Here is a 17,981-nt window from a genome sequence, read left to right on the forward strand (position 1 = left end):
TTCGGACCAGTCTAGCCGGACTTTTGCGCCGCGGTCACCCTTCTCTCTCTCGCCATTTCTCGCCGAGCGGCTGTTGGCTCAATGCCCCCGCGCGGGGGCGCCCAGCTTGATCGGGCGCAGCACCGCGGCGGTCGGGATCATCAGCACCGCGATGACCGCGAGCGTCCAGAACACGTCGATATAAGCGAGCAAATCGACCTGCTGCTGCAAGGTGCGGCCGACCCAGGCGACCGCCTGCGCAGCCGCATCGCTCGCATTCGAGCCCTGAGCCTGGAAGAAGCGGGTCATCGTCTCGATAGCTTGCTGGTAGCCGAGGTCCGACGGCGCGGCGTGCTCGATCAGACGGCTCTGATGGAATTGCTGGCGCTGCGCCAGGATTGTCTGCGCCAGCGCAACGCCCATGGAGCCGCCGATATTGCGGGCGACGTTGATCAGCGCCGAGGCCTGGTTGGTCTTGTCCGGCGGCACGCCGTCATAGGACGCGGTCGTGACCGGCAGGAACAGGAAAGGCAGACCGAGCGCCAGGAAGATGCGCGACATCGCGGCGTAGCCGTAGGTGATGTCGCCGGTGAGGCCCGTGAGATGCCACATCGAGAACGCGACGATGGTGGCGCCGAGCATGATGAGGTATTTCGGCTGCACGCTGCTGACGAGACGGCCCACCACCGGCATCAGCACCAGGGTCGCGATTCCGCCCGGTGACAACGCAAGACCCGCCAGCATGGCGGTGTAGTTCAAATCGCTCTGGAGCAGTTGCGGCAAAAGCTGGGTCGTCGAGATCAGCACCGCGCCGGTCGCAAGCATGACCAGGAAGCAGGCGGCGAACTGGCGGCGGCCGAGCAGGCGGAGATCGACGATGGGATCCTCGCGCGTCAGCTCCCACGGGATCAGCGCAAGCAGTGACACGGCCGAAAGCACCGCGAAGAACACGATCATGTTCGAGCCGAACCAGTCGTTGCGCTGGCCTTCGTCGAGCACGTATTCGAGCGAGCCGAGCCCGATCGCGACCAGCAGGAAGCCGACATAGTCGACCCGCAGGCCCTTGCTCAGCAGCTTCTCCCTCTCCTCCTCCGCCCCCGAGGGCTCCTTGACCAGCGTGCCGACCAGGAACAGCGACAGCAATCCCATGGGGACGTTGATCAGGAACACCCAGTGCCAGGTGTAGGTGTCGGTGATCCAGCCGCCGAGCGTCGGACCGACCACGGGCGCGACCACGACGGCGACGCCATAGATTGCGAAAGCCTGGCCGCGCTTGTGCGGCGGGAAGGAGTCGGCGAGGATCGCCTGCTCGCTGGTCGCCATGCCGCCGCCGCCAAGGCCCTGAAGGATTCGAAACAGCACCAGCGCCTGCAAATTCCAGGCAAAGCCGCACAAGAGCGAGGAGATTGTGAAAACCGCAACGCAGATCATGTAGAAGCGCTTGCGGCCGATCACGGTCGACAGCCAGCCCGAGATCGACAGCACGATGGCGTTGGCGACGAGATAGCTGGTGATGACGTAGGTGCTCTCGTCGATGCCGACGGCAAGCCCACCGGCGATGTGGCGCAAGGCGACATTGGCAATGGTGGTGTCGAGCACCTCCATGAAGGTCGCGATCGAGACGACGAACGCAATGAGATAAGGATTATGACCGCCGGCCGCCGAGCGCTCCGGCGACCAGCCGCCCGCGGACGCGCCGCCTTGCGCCGTGTCGGTCATCGCACCCTGGTCCAGGGAACGACCGACATGCCGGGACCGACGGGCAAATCGGCCGGCCAGCTGTCGACCACGATCTTCACAGGCACGCGCTGCACCACCTTGACGTAATTTCCGGTGGCGTTCTCCGCGGGCAACAGGCTGAACGCAGTGCCGGAGCCCGGCTGCACCGACTCGACATGGCCGGTCAGCTTGCGCCCGGGATAGGCGTCGATGCGGATCTCGACCGGCTGGCCCGGCCGCATGTCGTTGAGCTGCGTCTCCTTGTAGTTGGCGACGATCCAGACCTCGTCAGGCACGAACATCATCAGGCTCTGTCCCGCTGTGACTAAAGTGCCCTTGGCGCCGCTGAGCTTGACGAGGCGGCCGGACTGCGCCGCAACGACGCTGGTATATTGCAGGTTCAGCTTGGCCTGATCGACCTGCGCCTGCGACTGCTCGAGCTGCGCCCGGGCGCCCTCAAGCTGCGCTTGCAGCGTCTTGATGCCGACTTGCGCGGCGGTCACCGCGGTCTTCGCGCGCTCGGTGTTGGCCTGCTGCGCCTGAAGATCGGAGCGGGTCTGCTGCTGGCGCTGCACGGTGCCGGCGCCCTTCTCGACCAGATCCTGGGCGCGCGCGAATTCTTCCTGCGAGAACTGAAGCTGGGCCTGGGCCTGTTCGAGCTGCGCCTCCGCCTGCTTGATCTGCTCCTGCTGCGAAACGATCTGCGCCTGGACATTGGCGATGTTCGCCTTGGCGACCGCGACTTGCGCATTGGCCTGATCGATGGCGATCCGATAGTCGCGCTCGTCGATCTTGGCGAGAAGGTCCCCGGCGTTGACATGCTGGTTGTCCGTCACCGGGATGTCGGTCACGTAGCCGCCGACCTTGGAGGCCACGGAAAAGCTGCGCGCGGCGACGAAGGCATCGTCGGTGGATTCATAGTGGCGTATCTGGAGCCAATAGAGCAATCCGCCGATCAGAGCTGCGAGCAAGACGATGGCGCCAACGCTTGCCACCAGCCAATGCTCGCGAAGCCGATCTTGCAGCGACGGCGCCTTCGCCGGCTTCGAATCCTTGGCGTCGTGGGCCTGATCAGGAGATGTCTTCGGAGCTTCCTTCGCCCTCTGCGGCTGCTCCGCGGACGGTCCACGCTCCCGTGTCTGAGCATCCACGGTAAACACCTTTCTCGGGATTAAACTGGCGGCAGAGCCGCCAAAGCCGGCTCACGCGACGCGAGCCCAACTGCAACTCCTGATCATGGTTCCCCTTGTTGCGAGCACCATCGCGTTCGTGAACGCCCTGCCCAAAAGCGAGCGCGGCACACTGGATGCCGCGCTCGCCTCGATGACTCATGGGAACGGCACCTTGTCTCAGTGTGTCTTCGTCGCGTGCCATTTCTCGAGATCGGGCTTCACCTCGTCCGATCCCTGCTCTTTTTCCGGAGTGCCTTTCCAGGGCTTGTCCGTCTGCTTGTGCGAACCCCAGTCGCTCTGCTGCCGGGGATCGTCGTTAGGCCGTTCCTTGCTCATCGAGCTTCCTTTCGGTGGAAACCTTACGCGAAGGGGACGCCATAATAGGAGTTGATGCCGCGAACCGCGGCGTCATCCCCCCAGTTCCAATCACTCCGCTCGCCATATTTCGGCGCGCCTTCCAGTTCCTTGGTGGTGATGCCCGTGACGTAACCGCCGAGCTCCGTGTCGTATTTCAGCGACTGCCAGGGCAGCGGATAATGGTCGTTGCCGAGGCCCAGAAATCCGCCGAAGCCGAGCACGGCGTAGGACACCTTGCCGCTGATCTTGTCGATCATCACGCGTTCGATCGAGCCGATTTTGTTGCGATCGGCGCCGTAGACCGATGTTCCCTCGACCTTGTCGCTGCCGATCAACCGACCCATCTCGTTTTGGTCCAGTTCACCCTGATTCAACATCTCAATTCTCCACTCAGCCAGTCTGGAGACAACCCAAAGAGGTGCGCGATCGTTCCGGCATGTTCCGTCAGACTTGAGGAACATCGCCGGAAACGGGCGGTTCTCTCAGCTTCAAATCCCGGAAACCAAATACCGGAAAACGAAGGGCGCCCTCGATGTCCCAGACCGTCTCAGACTTCATCGTTCAACGTCTGCATCAATGGGGCGTGCGCCACCTCTTTGGCTATCCCGGCGATGGCATCAACGGCGTATTCGGTGCGCTTCAGCGTGCTGAGGGCAAGATCGGCTTTGTCCAGGCGCGGCATGAGGAGATGGCCGCTTTCATGGCGAGCGCCTATGCGAAGTTCTCTGGCCAACTGGGGGTGTGTATCGCCACTTCGGGCCCCGGCGCCTCGCATCTGATCACCGGGCTCTACGATGCCCTGCTGGATCACCAGCCCGTGCTCGCGATCGTCGGTCAGCAGGCACGCAATGCGCTGGGCGGACACTATCAGCAGGAACTCGATCTCGTCTCGATGTTCAAGGATGTGGCTGGCGCCTACGTCATGCAGGCCTCCTCGCCGGCGCAAATCCGGCATCTGATCGATCGGTCGATCCGAATCGCGTTGGCCCGGCGCACGCCAACGGTGATCATCCTGCCCAACGATATCCAGGAGGAGCCGTACGAGGATCCGCCGCGCGCTCACGGCACCCTGCACTCTGGCGTCGGCTACAGCGCGCCAGGCATCAAGCCTCGTGACGCTGACCTCGACCGCGCCGCCGAGGTGCTCAACGCCGGCAAGAAGGTCGCGATGCTCATCGGCGCCGGCGCGCTCCACGCCACTGAAGAGGTGATCGCGGTCGCCGACCGCTTGTCCGCCGGCTGCGCCAAAGCGCTGCTCGGCAAGGCGGCGCTCCCCGACGATCTCCCCTGGGTCACCGGCTCGATCGGCCTGCTCGGCACCGAACCCAGCTACAACATGATGATGGAATGCGACACGCTGCTGATGGTCGGCTCGGGGTTCCCCTATGCCGAATTCCTGCCGAAGGAAGGCGCGGCGTGCGGCGTGCAGATCGACATCGACGCCAGCATGATGTCGATCCGCTTTCCCATGGAGGTCGGCCTGGTCGGCGACGCCGCCGAGACGCTGCGCGCCCTGCTGCCGCGACTGAAACCCAAGAGCGATGGCGCCTGGCGCCAGGGCATCGAAGACGACGTCGCGAAATGGTGGAAGACGCTGGATGATCGGGCACATCAGCCCGCGGCACCGGTCAATCCGCAACTCGTCGCCTGGGAGCTGTCTCCGCGCCTGCCCGACCGCGCCATCGTCACCAGCGATTCCGGCTCCTGCGCCAACTGGTTCGCGCGCGACCTGAAGATGCGCCGCGGCATGACGGCCTCGCTCTCAGGCGGCCTCGCCTCGATGGGTGCCGCGGTGCCCTATGCGCTCGCCGCGAAATACGCGCATTCCGACCGCCCGGTGATTGCCCTTGTCGGCGACGGCGCGATGCAAATGAACAACATGGCCGAACTGATCACCGCCGCGAAGTATTGGCGCGAGTGGAAGGATCCGCGCTTCATCGTCTGCGTCTTCAACAACGAAGACCTCAACCAGGTGACCTGGGAGCAGCGCGTCATCAACGGCGATCCGAAATTCGAGGCATCGCAGCGCATCCCGAACGTGTCCTATTCGCGCTTTGCCGAGCTGATCGGCCTCTCCGGCATCTATGTCGACAGCCCGCAGCTGCTGGGCTCGGCCTGGGACCAGGCGCTCGCGAGCGAGATGCCGGTGGTGCTGGAGGTCAAGACCGACCCCGAAGTGCCGCCGCTGCCGCCGCACATCACCTTGCAGCAGGCCAAGAACTTCTCTCTTGCGCTGATGAAGGGCGATCCCAACGAGAGCGGAGTGATCAAGGGCGCGGCGCGGCAGGTGTTGGAAAAAATCCTGCCTGGAAGTGAATGAGGTGAAGCATGAGCGATTTCCGCGATATCCAGCACGGCGTCAACGATCCCGTGGATGGCCTCGACGTGAAGCGGCAGATCAACGACAACCGGACGCCGCATGAACGGGCACAACGCCATGCAGACGTGCGTGCCGAGGCCACTGCCACGCCGACCGAGCCGTTCCTGCCCGAACGGCTTCGGCGCAAGCCGACGGATCCCATCAACCCACGGAGCGGGAGGAGACCGACGGATTAGCCGTTAGGAACTCCGGCCGCTGCAGCGTGTTGGTGGGCGCAACGCCGCGCGGCGAGAGGCTGCGCGCCCATTCGGAGGGATCGGACCATGAAACGAATGATTATCGCAGCTGCTTGCGTGCTGCTCGCAGGCCCCGCGCTCGCCCAGTCGCTCGGCGAGAAAACCGGCGTCAACTCGGCGCTCGGCGTCGCGCCCGCCACCGCCGACTTCGTCAAGGAAGTCGCCATCAGCGACATGTTCGAGATCGAATCGAGCAAACTTGCCGAGCAGAAAGGCAACGCGCAGGAAAAGATATTTGCGCAACAGATGGTGACCGACCACACCAAGACCAGCAGCGAACTGAAGGGCCTCGTCACCGGCGGCAAGGTGCAGGCGACCCTTCCGACAGCGCTCGACAGCTCGCATCAGAGCAAGCTCGACAAGCTCAAGAGCGCGAATGGCAGGGACTTCAGCTCGGATTACAATTCGTACCAGGTCAGCGCCCACGAGGACGCGGTCTCGCTGTTCGAGCGTTACGCCAAGGGCGGCGACAATTCCGACCTGAAGGATTGGGCCGGCAAGACGCTGCCGGCGCTCAAGCACCATCTCGACATGGCCAAGGAGCTCGGCAAGGCGCCAAGCGTCGGCCAGACCAAGTAAACATCTTCCGAGGACGCCAGCTTGCGGGTCGGCGTCCTCTCGTTTTGCAACGATGCCTCTCTCCGCGCATTGAGATCGCGAGATCGCGGAGATCGTCATGACACATCACGACAAGGCTTCAGTATCCCGCCGGCACGTCGTCCAAGCGGCGAGCGCAACGCTTGCTGCCGCTTCGCTGGCCTCTTCCACAGCGAAAGGAGACACGACCATGGCCGAGCAGAAAATGGCCGAGCAGAACCTGGTCGATCCCGTCACCCGCTTTCCAAAGCCGCCGTTCAAGAAGCAATCGCAGCCCTGGCCTGGCCTCGCCGGCAAGATGGAGCCGCCCCCGGATCACGGCGAGACCAGCTACAAGGGCTCCGGCCGGCTCGCCGGCCGCAAAGCGCTGATCACCGGCGGCGATTCCGGTATGGGCCGCGCCGCTGCGATAGCCTACGCACGCGAAGGCGCCGACGTCGCCATCAACTATCTACCGGCGGAAGAACCGGATGCGCAGGACGTCATCGCGCTGATCAAGAAGGAAGGGCGTATCGGTCTCGCGATTCCCGGCGACCTTAAGGATGAGGCTTTCTGCAAGAAGCTGGTCGAGCAGGCCGTCCAAGATCTCGGCGGACTCGACATCGTCGTCTGCAACGCGGCGCGGCAGCAGACACGTGCGTCCATTCTCGACGTCTCCTCGGAAGACTTCGACGCGACCATGAAGACCAACATCTACGCGCCGTTCTGGATCATCAAGGCGGCGCTGCCGCATTTAAAGCCCGGCTCGTGCATCATTGGCACGACATCGGAGCAGGCTTACGATCCCTCGCCCGATCTCTATGACTACGCGCAAACGAAGGCGGCGACGATGAATTACGTGAAGTCGCTGGCGAAGCAGCTCGCCTCGAAGGGCATCCGGGTCAATGGCGTCGCACCGGGCCCGATCTGGACCCCCCTGCAGGTCTCCGGCGGCGCCACGATGGAGAAGCTCGAAAAATTCGGCGGCATGACGCCGCTCGGCCGTCCCGGCCAGCCCGCCGAACTGGCCTCCATTTACGTGCAGCTTGCCGCAGCCGACGCGAGCTATGCGACCGGCCAGGTGTATGGGTCCGCTGGTGGATCGGGACAGCCGTAAACGGCGCTTTTGGCCCGGCCCCAGGCTGATGCCGCAAGGTAGGGTCCAGGAACCTTCTTTGTCTTCGGGCTTTACAAAACTGTCACAAAGGACATCACGCTTGCAGACCGATGGCATTGGTAGAGGTCAAACCCAGCCGGATCGATACCGCGATCGCGGATACGATCGCTGATCACACCAATTCAGGCGTCGAGCACACGGCGCAGACATTGACCTGGGCCGCTGACGAGCACGTGCTGCTCGCACTGGCCGCAATAGGGTGGCTCTATACTCATATTCGGCAGCCGCAACAGCGGCCCGTGGCAAACCACGTCCTGGCCGTGTCGCTCGCGACGGCCGCCCTGCCGCATATCCTGAAATCCGTGTTCGATCAGACCAGGCCAGACCGGCTGACCATACGCGGGCACGGGCATGGAGTACCCGTCTCAGGACGAGCGCGCGACGCGTTCCCGTCCGGTCACGCGGTCCATATGGGCGCTCTTGCCTCGGCGGCGGGCTTGCTGCCGAAGACGCCGCGCCGATTGCTGCGCACGGTTGCGATCGCGCTGTCGCTGACACGGATCGCGGTGCTCGCGCACTGGGCAAGCGACGTGGTCGCAGGCTTTGCGCTTGGCGCGGCCGTAGAGAGACTCTTGCGGCCATGGACACTGACGCAATCGTTCCGCAAGCAAGTCAATCGGCAGGAAAAGCCGTGACCGAATATCTCGTGCGCTTCATCGCCGGTGGCATCATCGTCTCCGCCTTTGCGATCTTGGGCGATATGCTCAAACCCAAAAGCTTTGCGGGGTTGCTCGGCGCGGCACCGTCAGTCGCACTGGCGACGCTCGGCATCGCCGTCGTCCAGCACGGCCCGCGATATGCCGCGGCCGAAAGCTGGACGATGATCTATGGCGCGGTCGCGCTCGGCTGCTACAGCGTCGTCGTCTGCCATCTGCTGATCAGATACCGTGTGTCCGCGCTGCCCGCGACCGTCCTCGCTGTTATCGTGTGGCTTGCGGTCGCCTTCGGCCTGCTCGCCGGCTTCGGAGGTACGGCCTGATGCCGGTCAAGCTGTCGCTCTCCGCGCTCAAGCAGACACGCTGGTACGAATACGGCATTCGTTTCCTGCTCGGTGGCCTGGCGACCGTGCTCACGGGGGTTCTGGGAGCGCGCTTCGGTGTGTCCGTCGGCGGACTTTTCCTTGCGCTTCCCGCCATCTTCTGCGCGAGCGCCACGCTGGTCGAAAGCCATGAACGCCGCACCAAGGAGAAGGCCGGCCTCAGCGGCACGCGCCGCGGGCAAGAGGCCGCCGCGCTCGACGCGGCTGGCGCCGCCTGGGGAAGCATCGGTCTCCTGGCATTCGCCGCCGTCTTTCATTTCACCGTGGCCGCGAGCGCTCCGGGCGCTTTCGCTGCCGCGTTGATAGTCTGGACCATCGTTTCGGTCTTGGCCTGGTGGCTCAGGCGCAAGCTTCGCATCGTCTCCCGCAAATCGCACCGATCAGCCCATTCGCCATCGTCAAAGGGCTCTCCCCTTGCGAAGCGCTAGCCCGCTTTGGCATGCGTTGACGGCTGCAATCTCGGCGGTTGAAGGCCCGGACTGTTGGCCCAGCGCTCGACCTGCTCGATGACCTTCTGATGGCTGGGGCGCACCGGCTTGGGTGCCGCGCTCTCGTCGACATGTTTGCGGGGCAATGTGACTTCGCTCGTCATGAGGTCTCTCCCATTTGCCGGGAGCATACACCTGCCAAAGGGCCCTTGCATCATATAACTTATTGATTTTGTTGTATTTTTTGGCTAACTTGGCGCCATAGCCGCATCTTGTGGAACCGCGGTGGAATGAGTTCGTTGAGTAAACTACTCAACTTGCTCATTTTGGGTGATTGATCATGAACGACCTTCGCGCCGAGCGGCTCCAGGTCATGCTGTCACCGGAAGAACTGGCCGCGGTCGACGACTTCCGGTTCAAACATCGCATGCCGACGCGAGCCGCGGCTGTGCGCGAGCTCCTCAAGCTCGGCCTGGCCACCGCCGCTGTCGATGCAGGGCCTAATGTCAAATCGAGCAGGTTCGGGGTTTTCGGGCGCGGCCCGGACGGCCATACGCAACCGCATCCGCAGCGCGACGCCGAGGATTAGTCCAGCCTGATGCTCAAGCAAACGGCCCCAGCACGGGGTGCCAGGGCCGTCCTTGGAGATTGCTTCCGGATCACCGGGGGCATGACAGCCGGAAGCAATCCCTCGACTCTTTGCGTGCGAATTCGTTCCTGATGGAATTAGCCGCTCGGGGCGTCGCCGGAATCATCCGGCGCCATGCCGGAGCCGGGCGTCTTGCTGTTGTCGTTCAGTTTGGGATCGCGCGTAGCCTCACGAGAGGGCGAGCCCTTTGGCTCCGACTTGTGCACGGTCTGCGCGCGCTGCTTGTCCCGCGGCTGCTGTTCACCGCGCTGATCTCTGATGATGCCTTGGTCGGAATGGGCCATGATAGCTCTCGCCTCTTTGCTGTCTCGAAGCGCTTACGCGCCGGAGCGTCGAAGGTTCCGGCCCGCGAGATCGGACTGCTAACTATGCGTCAAGTGCACCGGGGCCGATGCATTTTCGTGATGCACCTGCCGCACCGTCGTCACGGTGGCGAACGCGACCGACACGCCAAAGGCGAGGATGAGCGAAAGAAGAGCCAGACGTGGAGCCATTGCAAAAACCTCCTGGAATAGGAAATCAACGCGATCGACTGTTACGAATGACCCTGCTTGCTGTCCGTGAGCAGTCTCACACGCAGATCCACGAAAACGACAGCGTTACGCGTCCTGCTTTTGAAGCCTGCGGGCCGGAACGGGCGGCACCTCGCCGTCGAGCCAATCCTGCTCGTCGGCAAGTGCCGTCCACGCATTCGCCATGCGCAGAAAACGATTGTGTGCCGGCTGCCCTTCGGCCCTCTCGGCGAGCTGGAGGCAGTTGTCGGCGTTATTCCTGAAGATCTCGGACTGTTTCATCAGTATGAATTGGGGACGGAACCGTCGCGTCGCAACCGCCCTTACCGGATCGTAACATCTGCGGAACTTTCGACCGCCGTCCGCCTTGGATATCCCATGCGGATTCTTCTCGCGATCGTTTTGGCATTCGTCAGCACGGCAGCGCTTGCCGACAGCACCGGTGAGCGAAGGCCGGGCGGCCGCACGCCGACCGCAACCGAGACCATCAGTGATCTCTACACTTTCAGCCGCTTCCAGCAGGGTCTGCTGGAGAGCACCGACCTCAAGGGCAATGCCGAGGTCAAGAACCTCGCCGCCCTGCGTGCCGAAGAAGCGGCCAGGCGCGACAAGGCCCTGAAGCCAATTCAGGAAGCGATCGGCACCGAACCGCGCGTCACCAAGACGACGCCGGCGAGCGCGAGCCTGGTCGAGCCCGAAACTTCGGACGGACCGAGTTTTGTCAGAAGCTTCTATGCAGCACAGATTCCCGAGTATGAGTCGGTAATCGACCTGCTCGAACGCTATCTCAAGGCGCCCGACAATGCCGCGCTTGCAGCGTTCGCGCGCGCGCAACTCCCGATGTTGCGCTCGCAGGTCAAGGACGCCGAGCGCACTATGGCAGACAAATAGACCGTTCACTTGTCGCTGGGATGACTTTGCTGGCTCTCCGGCCGCACGGTGCGGTTGCTCTCCGGCATCCTGTCGCGGCCGGCATCCCCATTGTCATCCTTCCCGCCCGAACTCGACGTGCCGCTACCGCTGGGATTAGACCGGGTTGACGTACCCGTGGTTGGTGTGTCCGCACGTGGGGTGGCGGAGCTTGCGGCGGGATCGCCGGTGACGGCCCCACGGCCGCTGGGGGCCCCGCCCTGCGCGAACGCCGATCCGGCCAACAACATCACGGTCCCGATGACGGCAAATCCTGCTTTCATGTGCGCTCTCCCTCCATCTGCGGGCTAACGGCACGCCCGGCGCTCCGTTCCGGAAGGCAGATAACCAAGTCGCTGAAAACAAACGGCCGGCCCGGAAATACTGGAACTGGATGGAACCATTCCGAGGGATCGCACTTAGGTTAATCGGGCTGAGCAAAGCAGGTTCCACTTCCTGGCGCCGTCACGTTGGCGCTTGATTTCGAATTTGGCTGACGCTCTATTTTGATAAACCGCGTCTCGCCAGGGAATCGGCCGACGCCTGCGGGGGAATCAGTATGAGCGACCTCGATCCCGGATCTGCATCACGTTCCGGTCGTCGCGTTCCAAAGCCAAAAACCAACGGCATGTCGGAGCCCGATTCCCGGGCAGAATTGCTGCTCGCCCTGCAGGCCATGCGCAACGGCGATTTCTCCGTGCGCATGAGCGGCGACTATCTCGGCATCGACGGCAAGCTCGCCGACACTTTCAATGACATCATCGCCGCCAATCAGCGCATGGCGCAGCAGCTCGAGCTGGTCGGCCAGGTCGTGGGCCGCGAGGGCAAGACGCGACAGCGCGTGAAGTTTGGGCTGGCCTCCGGCTCCTGGGCCGACATGGAAGGCTCGGTCAACACGCTGATCGACGATTTGCTGTGGCCGACGCGCGAGGTGACGCGCGCGGTCGCGGCCGTGGCGCAGGGCGACCTGCTCCAGACCGTCAAGCTCGACGTCGATGGGCGTCCCCTGCGCGGCGAATTCCTGCAGTCGGCGACGATCGTCAACACCATGATCAAGCAGCTCGGCGTGTTCACCTCCGAGGTGACGCGCGTGGCGCGCGAGGTCGGCACCGAGGGCAAGCTCGGCGGCCAGGCCCAGGTACCTGAGGTGACCGGCGTCTGGAAGGATCTGACCGAGAGCGTCAACTCGATGGCGAACAACCTGACGAACCAGGTTCGCAACATCGCCGAGGTGACGATCGCAGTTGCGAACGGCGACCTCTCGAAGAAAATCACGGTCGACGTCCGCGGCGAGATCCTTCAGCTCAAGGAAGCCATCAACACGATGGTGGACCAGCTCCGTTCCTTTGCCTCGGAAGTGACGCGCGTGGCGCGCGAGGTCGGCACCGACGGCAAGCTTGGCGGGCAGGCCATCGTGCCAGGCGTCGCCGGCACCTGGAAGGATCTCACCGATAGCGTCAATGCGATGTGCGGCAACCTCACCGCACAGGTGCGCAACATCGCCAACGTCACCACCGCCGTGGCGCGCGGCGACCTGTCGCGCAAGATCACGGTCGACGTGCGCGGCGAGATCCTGGAGCTGAAGGACACCATCAACACCATGGTGGACCAGCTCAACTCGTTCGCCTCGGAAGTGACGCGCGTAGCGCGTGAGGTCGGCACCGAAGGCAAGCTCGGCGGCCAGGCCCAGGTGCCGGGCGTCGCCGGTACCTGGAAGGACCTCACCGACAACGTCAATTTCATGGCGTCGAACCTCACCGCGCAGGTCCGCAACATCGCCGATGTCGCCACCGCCATTGCGAGCGGCGACCTGTCGAAGAAGATCACGGTGAACGTCTCGGGCGAAATCCTTCAATTGAAGGAAACGCTCAACACCATGGTCGACCAGCTCAACGCCTTCGCAGGCGAAGTCACGCGCGTCGCGCGCGAGGTCGGCACCGAGGGCCGGCTCGGCGGCCAAGCCAACGTGCTCGGCGTCGCCGGCACCTGGAAGGACTTGACCGAGAGCGTCAACTCGATGGCCTCGAACCTCACCGCGCAGGTCCGCAACATCGCCGAGGTGACGACCGCGGTCGCGGGCGGCGATCTGTCGAAAAAGATCACGGTCGATGTCCGCGGCGAAATCCTGGAGCTGAAAGACACCATCAACACCATGGTGGACCAGCTCAATGCCTTCGCCGGTGAAGTCACGCGCGTGGCCCGCGAGGTCGGCACCGAAGGCAAGCTCGGCGGCCAGGCCCAGGTGCGCGGCGTCGCCGGTACCTGGAAGGATCTCACCGACAGCGTCAACTCGATGGCCTCGAACCTGACCGGCCAGGTCCGCAACATCGCCGAAGTCGCGACCGCGGTCGCCAAGGGCGATTTGTCGAAGAAGATCACCGTCAACGTGTCAGGCGAAATCCTTCAGCTGAAGGAAACGCTCAACACCATGGTGGACCAGCTCAACGCCTTCGCCGGCGAGGTCACGCGCGTCGCGCGCGAAGTTGGCACCGAAGGCAAACTCGGCGGTCAGGCCGAAGTGCCCGGCGTCGCCGGCACCTGGAAGGACCTCACCGACAGCGTCAACTCGATGGCGGGCAACCTCACCGCCCAGGTCCGCAACATCGCCGAAGTCGCGACTGCGATCGCCGGCGGCGACTTGTCGCGCAAGATCACCGTGGACGTGCGCGGCGAGATCCTTCAGCTCAAGGACACGCTGAACACGATGGTCGACCAGCTCAACCGCTTCGCCGGTGAAGTGACGCGCGTCGCGCGCGAGGTCGGCACCGAAGGCCGGCTCGGCGGTCAGGCCAACGTGCCCGGCGTCGCCGGCACCTGGAAAGACCTCACCGACAGCGTCAACTCGATGGCGGGCAACCTCACTGCCCAGGTCCGCAACATCGCCGAAGTCACCACTGCCGTGGCGCGCGGCGACCTCTCGCGCAAGATTACCGTCGACGTCCGTGGTGAGATTTTGGAGCTGAAGAACACCATCAACACCATGGTGGACCAGCTCAACGGCTTCGCCGGTGAAGTGACGCGCGTCGCGCGCGAGGTCGGCACCGAAGGCAAGCTCGGCGGCCAGGCCGAAGTCCCCGGCGTTGCCGGCACCTGGAAGGATCTCACCGACAACGTCAACTTCATGGCCTCGAACTTGACGGCGCAGGTCCGCAACATCGCCGAGGTCGCGACCGCGATCGCCGGCGGCGACCTGTCGAAGAAGATCACGGTGGACGTGCGCGGCGAAATTCTGCTGCTCAAGGACACCTTGAACACCATGGTCGAGCAGCTTCGCTCCTTCGCCGCGGAAGTGACGCGCGTCGCACGTGAGGTCGGCACCGAGGGGCGGCTCGGCGGCCAGGCCGTCGTGCCCGGCGTAGGCGGCACCTGGAAGGACCTCACCGACAACGTCAACCTGCTGGCCGCGAACCTCACCACCCAGGTCCGCAACATCGCCGAAGTCACCACCGCGGTGGCGCGCGGCGACCTGTCGCGCAAGATCACCGTCGACGTGAAGGGCGAAATCCTCGAGCTCAAAAACACCATCAACACCATGGTGGACCAGCTGAATGCGTTCGCCGGCGAAGTCACGCGCGTTGCGCGCGAGGTCGGCACCGAAGGCGAACTCGGCGGCCAGGCCCTGGTGCCCGGCGTCGCCGGCACCTGGAAGGATCTCACCGACACCGTCAACTTCATGGCGGCGAACCTGACCGAGCAGGTCCGCGGTATCGTCAAGGTGGTGACCGCGGTCGCCAACGGCGACCTCAAGCAGAACCTCACCGTGAAATCGAAAGGCGAGGTCGCCGCACTCGCCGACACCATCAACAACATGACCGAGACGCTCGCGACCTTCGCCGACCAGGTGACGTCGGTGGCGCGCGAGGTCGGTGTCGAGGGCCGGCTGGGCGGTCAGGCCGACGTGCCCGGCGCCGCCGGCACCTGGAAGGATCTCACCGGCAACGTCAATTTGCTGGCGGCCAACCTCACCTCGCAGGTGCGCGCGATCGCGGAAGTGGCGACCGCCGTGACCAAGGGCGACCTGACGCGGTCGATCCAGGTCGACGCCCGCGGCGAGGTCGCGGAGCTGAAAGACAACATCAACACGATGATCACCAACCTCCGTCTCACGACGGACGTGAACACCGAGCAGGACTGGCTGAAGACCAATCTGGCGAAATTCACCAACATGCTTCAGGGCCAGCGCGACCTCACCACCGTCGGTCGCCTGCTGTTGACCGAATTGTCGCCGCTGGTGAACGCGCATACCGGCGTGATCTATCAGGTCGAGAACGAAGACAATCCGCGGCTCCTGCTGCTTGCCTCCTATGCCGGCGACGGCGTCTATCCGTATCCGCGCGTGCTGCCATTCGGCGACGGCCTGATCGGCCAATGCGCGCTCGACCGGCGCCCGCGCGTAATTGCGGACATTCCGCCCGACGTGGTGCCGATCAATTCGGCGCTGCTTCGCGTCGCGCCGAAGAACCTCGTGGTGCTGCCGGTGCTGTTCGAAGGCCAGGTCAAGGCGGTCATCGAGCTCGCCTCGCTCACCTCCTTCACGACCTCGCAGATGACCTTCCTGGAGCAGCTCACGGACTCGATCGGCATCGTGCTCAACTCGATCGAAGCGACGATGCAGACCGAAGGCCTGCTCAAGCAGTCGCAGCAGCTCGCCGGCGAACTCCAGACCCAGCAGCGCGAATTGCAGCAGACCAATGACCAGCTCGAACAGAAGGCGCAGCAGCTCGCCGAGCGCAACGTCGAAGTCGAGCGCAAGAACCAGGAGATCGAGCAGGCCCGCCGCGCACTGGAGGAAAAGGCGACCGAGCTCGCGCTGACCTCGAAGTACAAGTCCGAATTCCTGGCCAATATGAGCCACGAGCTGCGCACGCCGCTGAACTCGATCCTGATCCTCGGCCAGCAGCTCACCGACAATCCGGACGGCAATCTTACCGGCAAGCAGGTCGAATTCGCCCGCACCATCCACGGCGCCGGCACCGACCTACTCAATCTCATCAGCGACATTCTCGATCTCTCCAAGATCGAGTCCGGTACGGTGACGGTCGACGCCGAGGAAATCCTGACCGCGAACCTGCTCGAGACGGTCGGGCGGCCGTTCCGTCACGAGGCGGAGAACCGCAATTTGTCGTTCAAGATCGACGTCGATCCGAATCTCGCGCGCAGCCTCGTCACCGATTCCAAGCGCCTGCAGCAGGTTTTGAAGAACCTGCTCTCCAACGCCTTCAAGTTCACCGCCGAAGGCGAGGTGCGCCTGAAGGTCGCCGCAGCGGTCGGCGGCTGGGGCACGGATCATCCGGTGCTGAATTCGGCGCCGGCCGTGATCGCATTCGAAGTGTCCGACACCGGCATCGGCATTCCCCTGGAGAAGCAGAAGCTGATCTTCGAGGCGTTCCAGCAAGCGGATGCCGGCACCAGCCGCAAATATGGCGGCACCGGCCTCGGCCTTGCGATCAGCCGCGAGCTCGCAAGCCTGCTCGGCGGCGAGATCCACCTGCGCAGCTTGCCGGGCAAGGGCTCGTGCTTCACGCTTTACCTGCCGCTGAAATATTCCGGCCCGACGCTCGCGCCCCGCGCGACGCCCCAACAGAGCCAGCCGCCGGCGCTGCAGCCCGCTACAGCCGAACCGCAGCGCGTCATCGAGCAGCTTCCCGACGACCGGCTCAACCTCGAACCCGGCGACAGTATCCTCCTGATCGTCGAGGACGACCCGCACTACGCACGTGTGCTGGTCGACCTCGCGCGCGACAAGGGATTCAAGGTGCTGGTCGCCGCACGCGGCGCGGAGGCGCTGGAGCTAGCAAAGCAGTACCAGCCGAGGGCCGTGTCGCTCGACGTATTCCTGCCGGATATGCTCGGCTGGACCGTGTTGAGCCAGCTCAAGCACAATCCGCTGACCCGCCACATCCCCGTGCAGATCATCACGCTCGACGAGGACCGCCAGCATGCGCTGGCGCGCGGCGCCTTCTCCTTCGTCAACAAACCGACGACGACCGAGGGCGTTTCGGCCGCGCTGACGCAGATCAAGGAATATGCGCGACCGCGGCGCAAGCGGCTGCTGATCGTCGAAGACAACGAGGCCGAGCAGCTCTCGATCCGCGAGCTCCTGCATCACGACGACATCGAGATCGTGACGACCGGCACCGGTGCCGACGCGCTCTCGATGCTGCGTGAGACCCCCTGTGATTGCGTCGTGCTCGACCTGCGCCTGCCCGACATGACCGGCTTCGAGGTGCTGGACCAGATCCGCAACGACGAGGCGCTCTCGAACGTTCCGGTCGTCGTCTTCACCGGCCGCGAGCTGTCGGCCGAGGAAGATGCGGAGCTCCACACCATGGCGCGAAGCATCGTGGTCAAGGGCGTGGAATCGCCGGAGCGCCTGCTTGACGAGACCGCGCTGTTCCTGCATCGCGTGATCACGGAGTTGCCGGTCGAGAAGCAGCGCATGCTCGAGAAGCTGAACAGTTCCGACGAAGACCTGATCGGCAAGACAGCCCTGCTCGTCGACGACGACGCCCGCAACATCTTCGCGCTGTCGAGCGTGCTGGAGCGGCGCGGCATGAAGGTGCTGACGGCCACGACCGGCAACGAGGCGGTGACCTTGGTCGAATCCAACCCGGAGATCGCCATCGTGCTGATGGACATCATGATGCCGCAGATGGATGGCTATCAGACCATCGGCGTCATTCGTGAAAATCCGACCTTCGCCCGTCTTCCGATCATCGCGTTGACGGCCAAGGCCATGAAGGGCGACCGCGAGAAATGCCTCGAGGCCGGCGCGTCCGACTACCTCGCCAAACCCGTCAACACCGATCAATTGCTGCTTGCAATCCGCATGTGGCTGCACCGCTGAG

Annotated in this window: 18 protein-coding genes; 10 read left to right on the plus strand and 8 right to left on the minus strand. The window is 64.0% G+C overall.

All coding sequences use genetic code 11. The annotated features are described in order from the left end of the window. Positions 1–78: 78 nt before the first annotated feature. The 4 genes from ABIB80_RS10195 to ABIB80_RS10210 form a co-directional block, all read right to left on the minus strand. Complete coding sequence (locus ABIB80_RS10195) at positions 79–1,698, minus strand: DHA2 family efflux MFS transporter permease subunit (RefSeq protein ID WP_354127329.1); 1,620 nt, start codon at positions 1,696–1,698, stop codon at positions 79–81. Then, on the minus strand, positions 1,695–2,849 hold the full coding sequence (locus ABIB80_RS10200) for an HlyD family secretion protein (RefSeq protein WP_354127330.1): 1,155 nt from the start codon (positions 2,847–2,849) through the stop codon (positions 1,695–1,697). The genes ABIB80_RS10195 and ABIB80_RS10200 overlap by 4 nt, the downstream gene beginning before the upstream one ends. Before the next feature lie 198 nt (positions 2,850–3,047). After that, complete coding sequence (locus ABIB80_RS10205; RefSeq protein WP_007594751.1) at positions 3,048–3,206, minus strand: hypothetical protein; 159 nt, start codon at positions 3,204–3,206, stop codon at positions 3,048–3,050. Between the two features lie 23 nt (positions 3,207–3,229). Next, positions 3,230–3,604, minus strand: a complete 375-nt coding sequence (locus tag ABIB80_RS10210) for a PRC-barrel domain-containing protein (RefSeq protein WP_007594753.1) — start codon at positions 3,602–3,604, stop codon at positions 3,230–3,232. Positions 3,605–3,759: 155 nt separating this feature from the next. On the opposite strand from ABIB80_RS10210, the gene ABIB80_RS10215 reads away from it, so the two are divergent. The 7 genes from ABIB80_RS10215 (at position 3,760) to ABIB80_RS10245 (ending at position 9,063) form a co-directional block, all read left to right on the plus strand. After that, the gene (locus ABIB80_RS10215) at positions 3,760–5,547 is read left to right on the plus strand and encodes a thiamine pyrophosphate-requiring protein (protein WP_354127331.1); all 1,788 of its coding nucleotides are present in this window, start codon (positions 3,760–3,762) and stop codon (positions 5,545–5,547) included. Positions 5,548–5,555: 8 nt separating this feature from the next. Next, the gene (locus tag ABIB80_RS10220; RefSeq protein WP_007594757.1) at positions 5,556–5,783 is read left to right on the plus strand and encodes a hypothetical protein; all 228 of its coding nucleotides are present in this window, start codon (positions 5,556–5,558) and stop codon (positions 5,781–5,783) included. A gap of 87 nt (positions 5,784–5,870) precedes the next feature. After that, positions 5,871–6,422: a DUF4142 domain-containing protein gene (locus tag ABIB80_RS10225; RefSeq protein WP_354127332.1), complete on the plus strand. Its 552-nt coding sequence runs from the start codon at positions 5,871–5,873 to the stop codon at positions 6,420–6,422. A 223-nt stretch (positions 6,423–6,645) separates the two neighbouring features. Next, positions 6,646–7,536 (plus strand): SDR family oxidoreductase, encoded by an 891-nt coding sequence (locus ABIB80_RS10230; protein WP_198288303.1) that lies wholly within the window; start codon positions 6,646–6,648, stop codon positions 7,534–7,536. Between the two features lie 110 nt (positions 7,537–7,646). Beyond that, positions 7,647–8,231, plus strand: a complete 585-nt coding sequence (locus ABIB80_RS10235) for a phosphatase PAP2 family protein (protein ID WP_354127333.1) — start codon at positions 7,647–7,649, stop codon at positions 8,229–8,231. Beyond that, complete coding sequence (locus ABIB80_RS10240; protein ID WP_354127334.1) at positions 8,228–8,575, plus strand: DUF3147 family protein; 348 nt, start codon at positions 8,228–8,230, stop codon at positions 8,573–8,575. Before ABIB80_RS10235 ends, ABIB80_RS10240 begins: the two co-directional genes overlap by 4 nt. Next, the gene (locus ABIB80_RS10245; protein ID WP_219678618.1) at positions 8,575–9,063 is read left to right on the plus strand and encodes a DUF3147 family protein; all 489 of its coding nucleotides are present in this window, start codon (positions 8,575–8,577) and stop codon (positions 9,061–9,063) included. The genes ABIB80_RS10240 and ABIB80_RS10245 overlap by 1 nt, the downstream gene beginning before the upstream one ends. Here the strand turns inward: ABIB80_RS10245 and ABIB80_RS10250 are convergent. Continuing rightward, on the minus strand, positions 9,060–9,227 hold the full coding sequence (locus ABIB80_RS10250) for a hypothetical protein (RefSeq protein ID WP_007594771.1): 168 nt from the start codon (positions 9,225–9,227) through the stop codon (positions 9,060–9,062). The genes ABIB80_RS10245 and ABIB80_RS10250 overlap by 4 nt on opposite strands. Before the next feature lie 176 nt (positions 9,228–9,403). On the opposite strand from ABIB80_RS10250, the gene ABIB80_RS10255 reads away from it, so the two are divergent. Further along, positions 9,404–9,652 carry a hypothetical protein gene (locus tag ABIB80_RS10255; RefSeq protein ID WP_007594773.1) on the plus strand — a complete coding sequence of 83 codons (249 nt, stop codon included), beginning with the start codon at positions 9,404–9,406 and terminating at the stop codon, positions 9,650–9,652. Positions 9,653–9,789: 137 nt separating this feature from the next. Here ABIB80_RS10255 and ABIB80_RS10260 read toward each other — a convergent pair whose 3' ends face one another. From ABIB80_RS10260 to ABIB80_RS10270, 3 genes are all read right to left on the minus strand, one after another. Further along, on the minus strand, positions 9,790–9,996 hold the full coding sequence (locus tag ABIB80_RS10260; RefSeq protein WP_007594775.1) for a hypothetical protein: 207 nt from the start codon (positions 9,994–9,996) through the stop codon (positions 9,790–9,792). 78 nt (positions 9,997–10,074) lie between these two features. Next, entirely contained in the window at positions 10,075–10,206 is a 132-nt protein-coding gene (locus tag ABIB80_RS10265) for a hypothetical protein (protein ID WP_354127335.1), read from the minus strand. 105 nt (positions 10,207–10,311) lie between these two features. Further along, the gene (locus ABIB80_RS10270) at positions 10,312–10,506 is read right to left on the minus strand and encodes a hypothetical protein (RefSeq protein WP_007594779.1); all 195 of its coding nucleotides are present in this window, start codon (positions 10,504–10,506) and stop codon (positions 10,312–10,314) included. Positions 10,507–10,602: 96 nt separating this feature from the next. Here ABIB80_RS10270 and ABIB80_RS10275 point away from each other — a divergent pair, with 96 nt between their 5' ends. Both ABIB80_RS10275 and ABIB80_RS10280 read left to right on the plus strand, forming a co-directional pair. Then, positions 10,603–11,115: a DUF4142 domain-containing protein gene (locus ABIB80_RS10275; RefSeq protein WP_354127336.1), complete on the plus strand. Its 513-nt coding sequence runs from the start codon at positions 10,603–10,605 to the stop codon at positions 11,113–11,115. Between the two features lie 577 nt (positions 11,116–11,692). Continuing rightward, positions 11,693–17,980 (plus strand): HAMP domain-containing protein, encoded by a 6,288-nt coding sequence (locus ABIB80_RS10280; protein WP_354127337.1) that lies wholly within the window; start codon positions 11,693–11,695, stop codon positions 17,978–17,980. Position 17,981: the final 1 nt, after the last annotated feature.

The sequence above is a fragment of the Bradyrhizobium sp. i1.15.2 genome (assembly GCF_040548425.1).
GTDB lineage: Bacteria > Pseudomonadota > Alphaproteobacteria > Rhizobiales > Xanthobacteraceae > Bradyrhizobium > Bradyrhizobium canariense.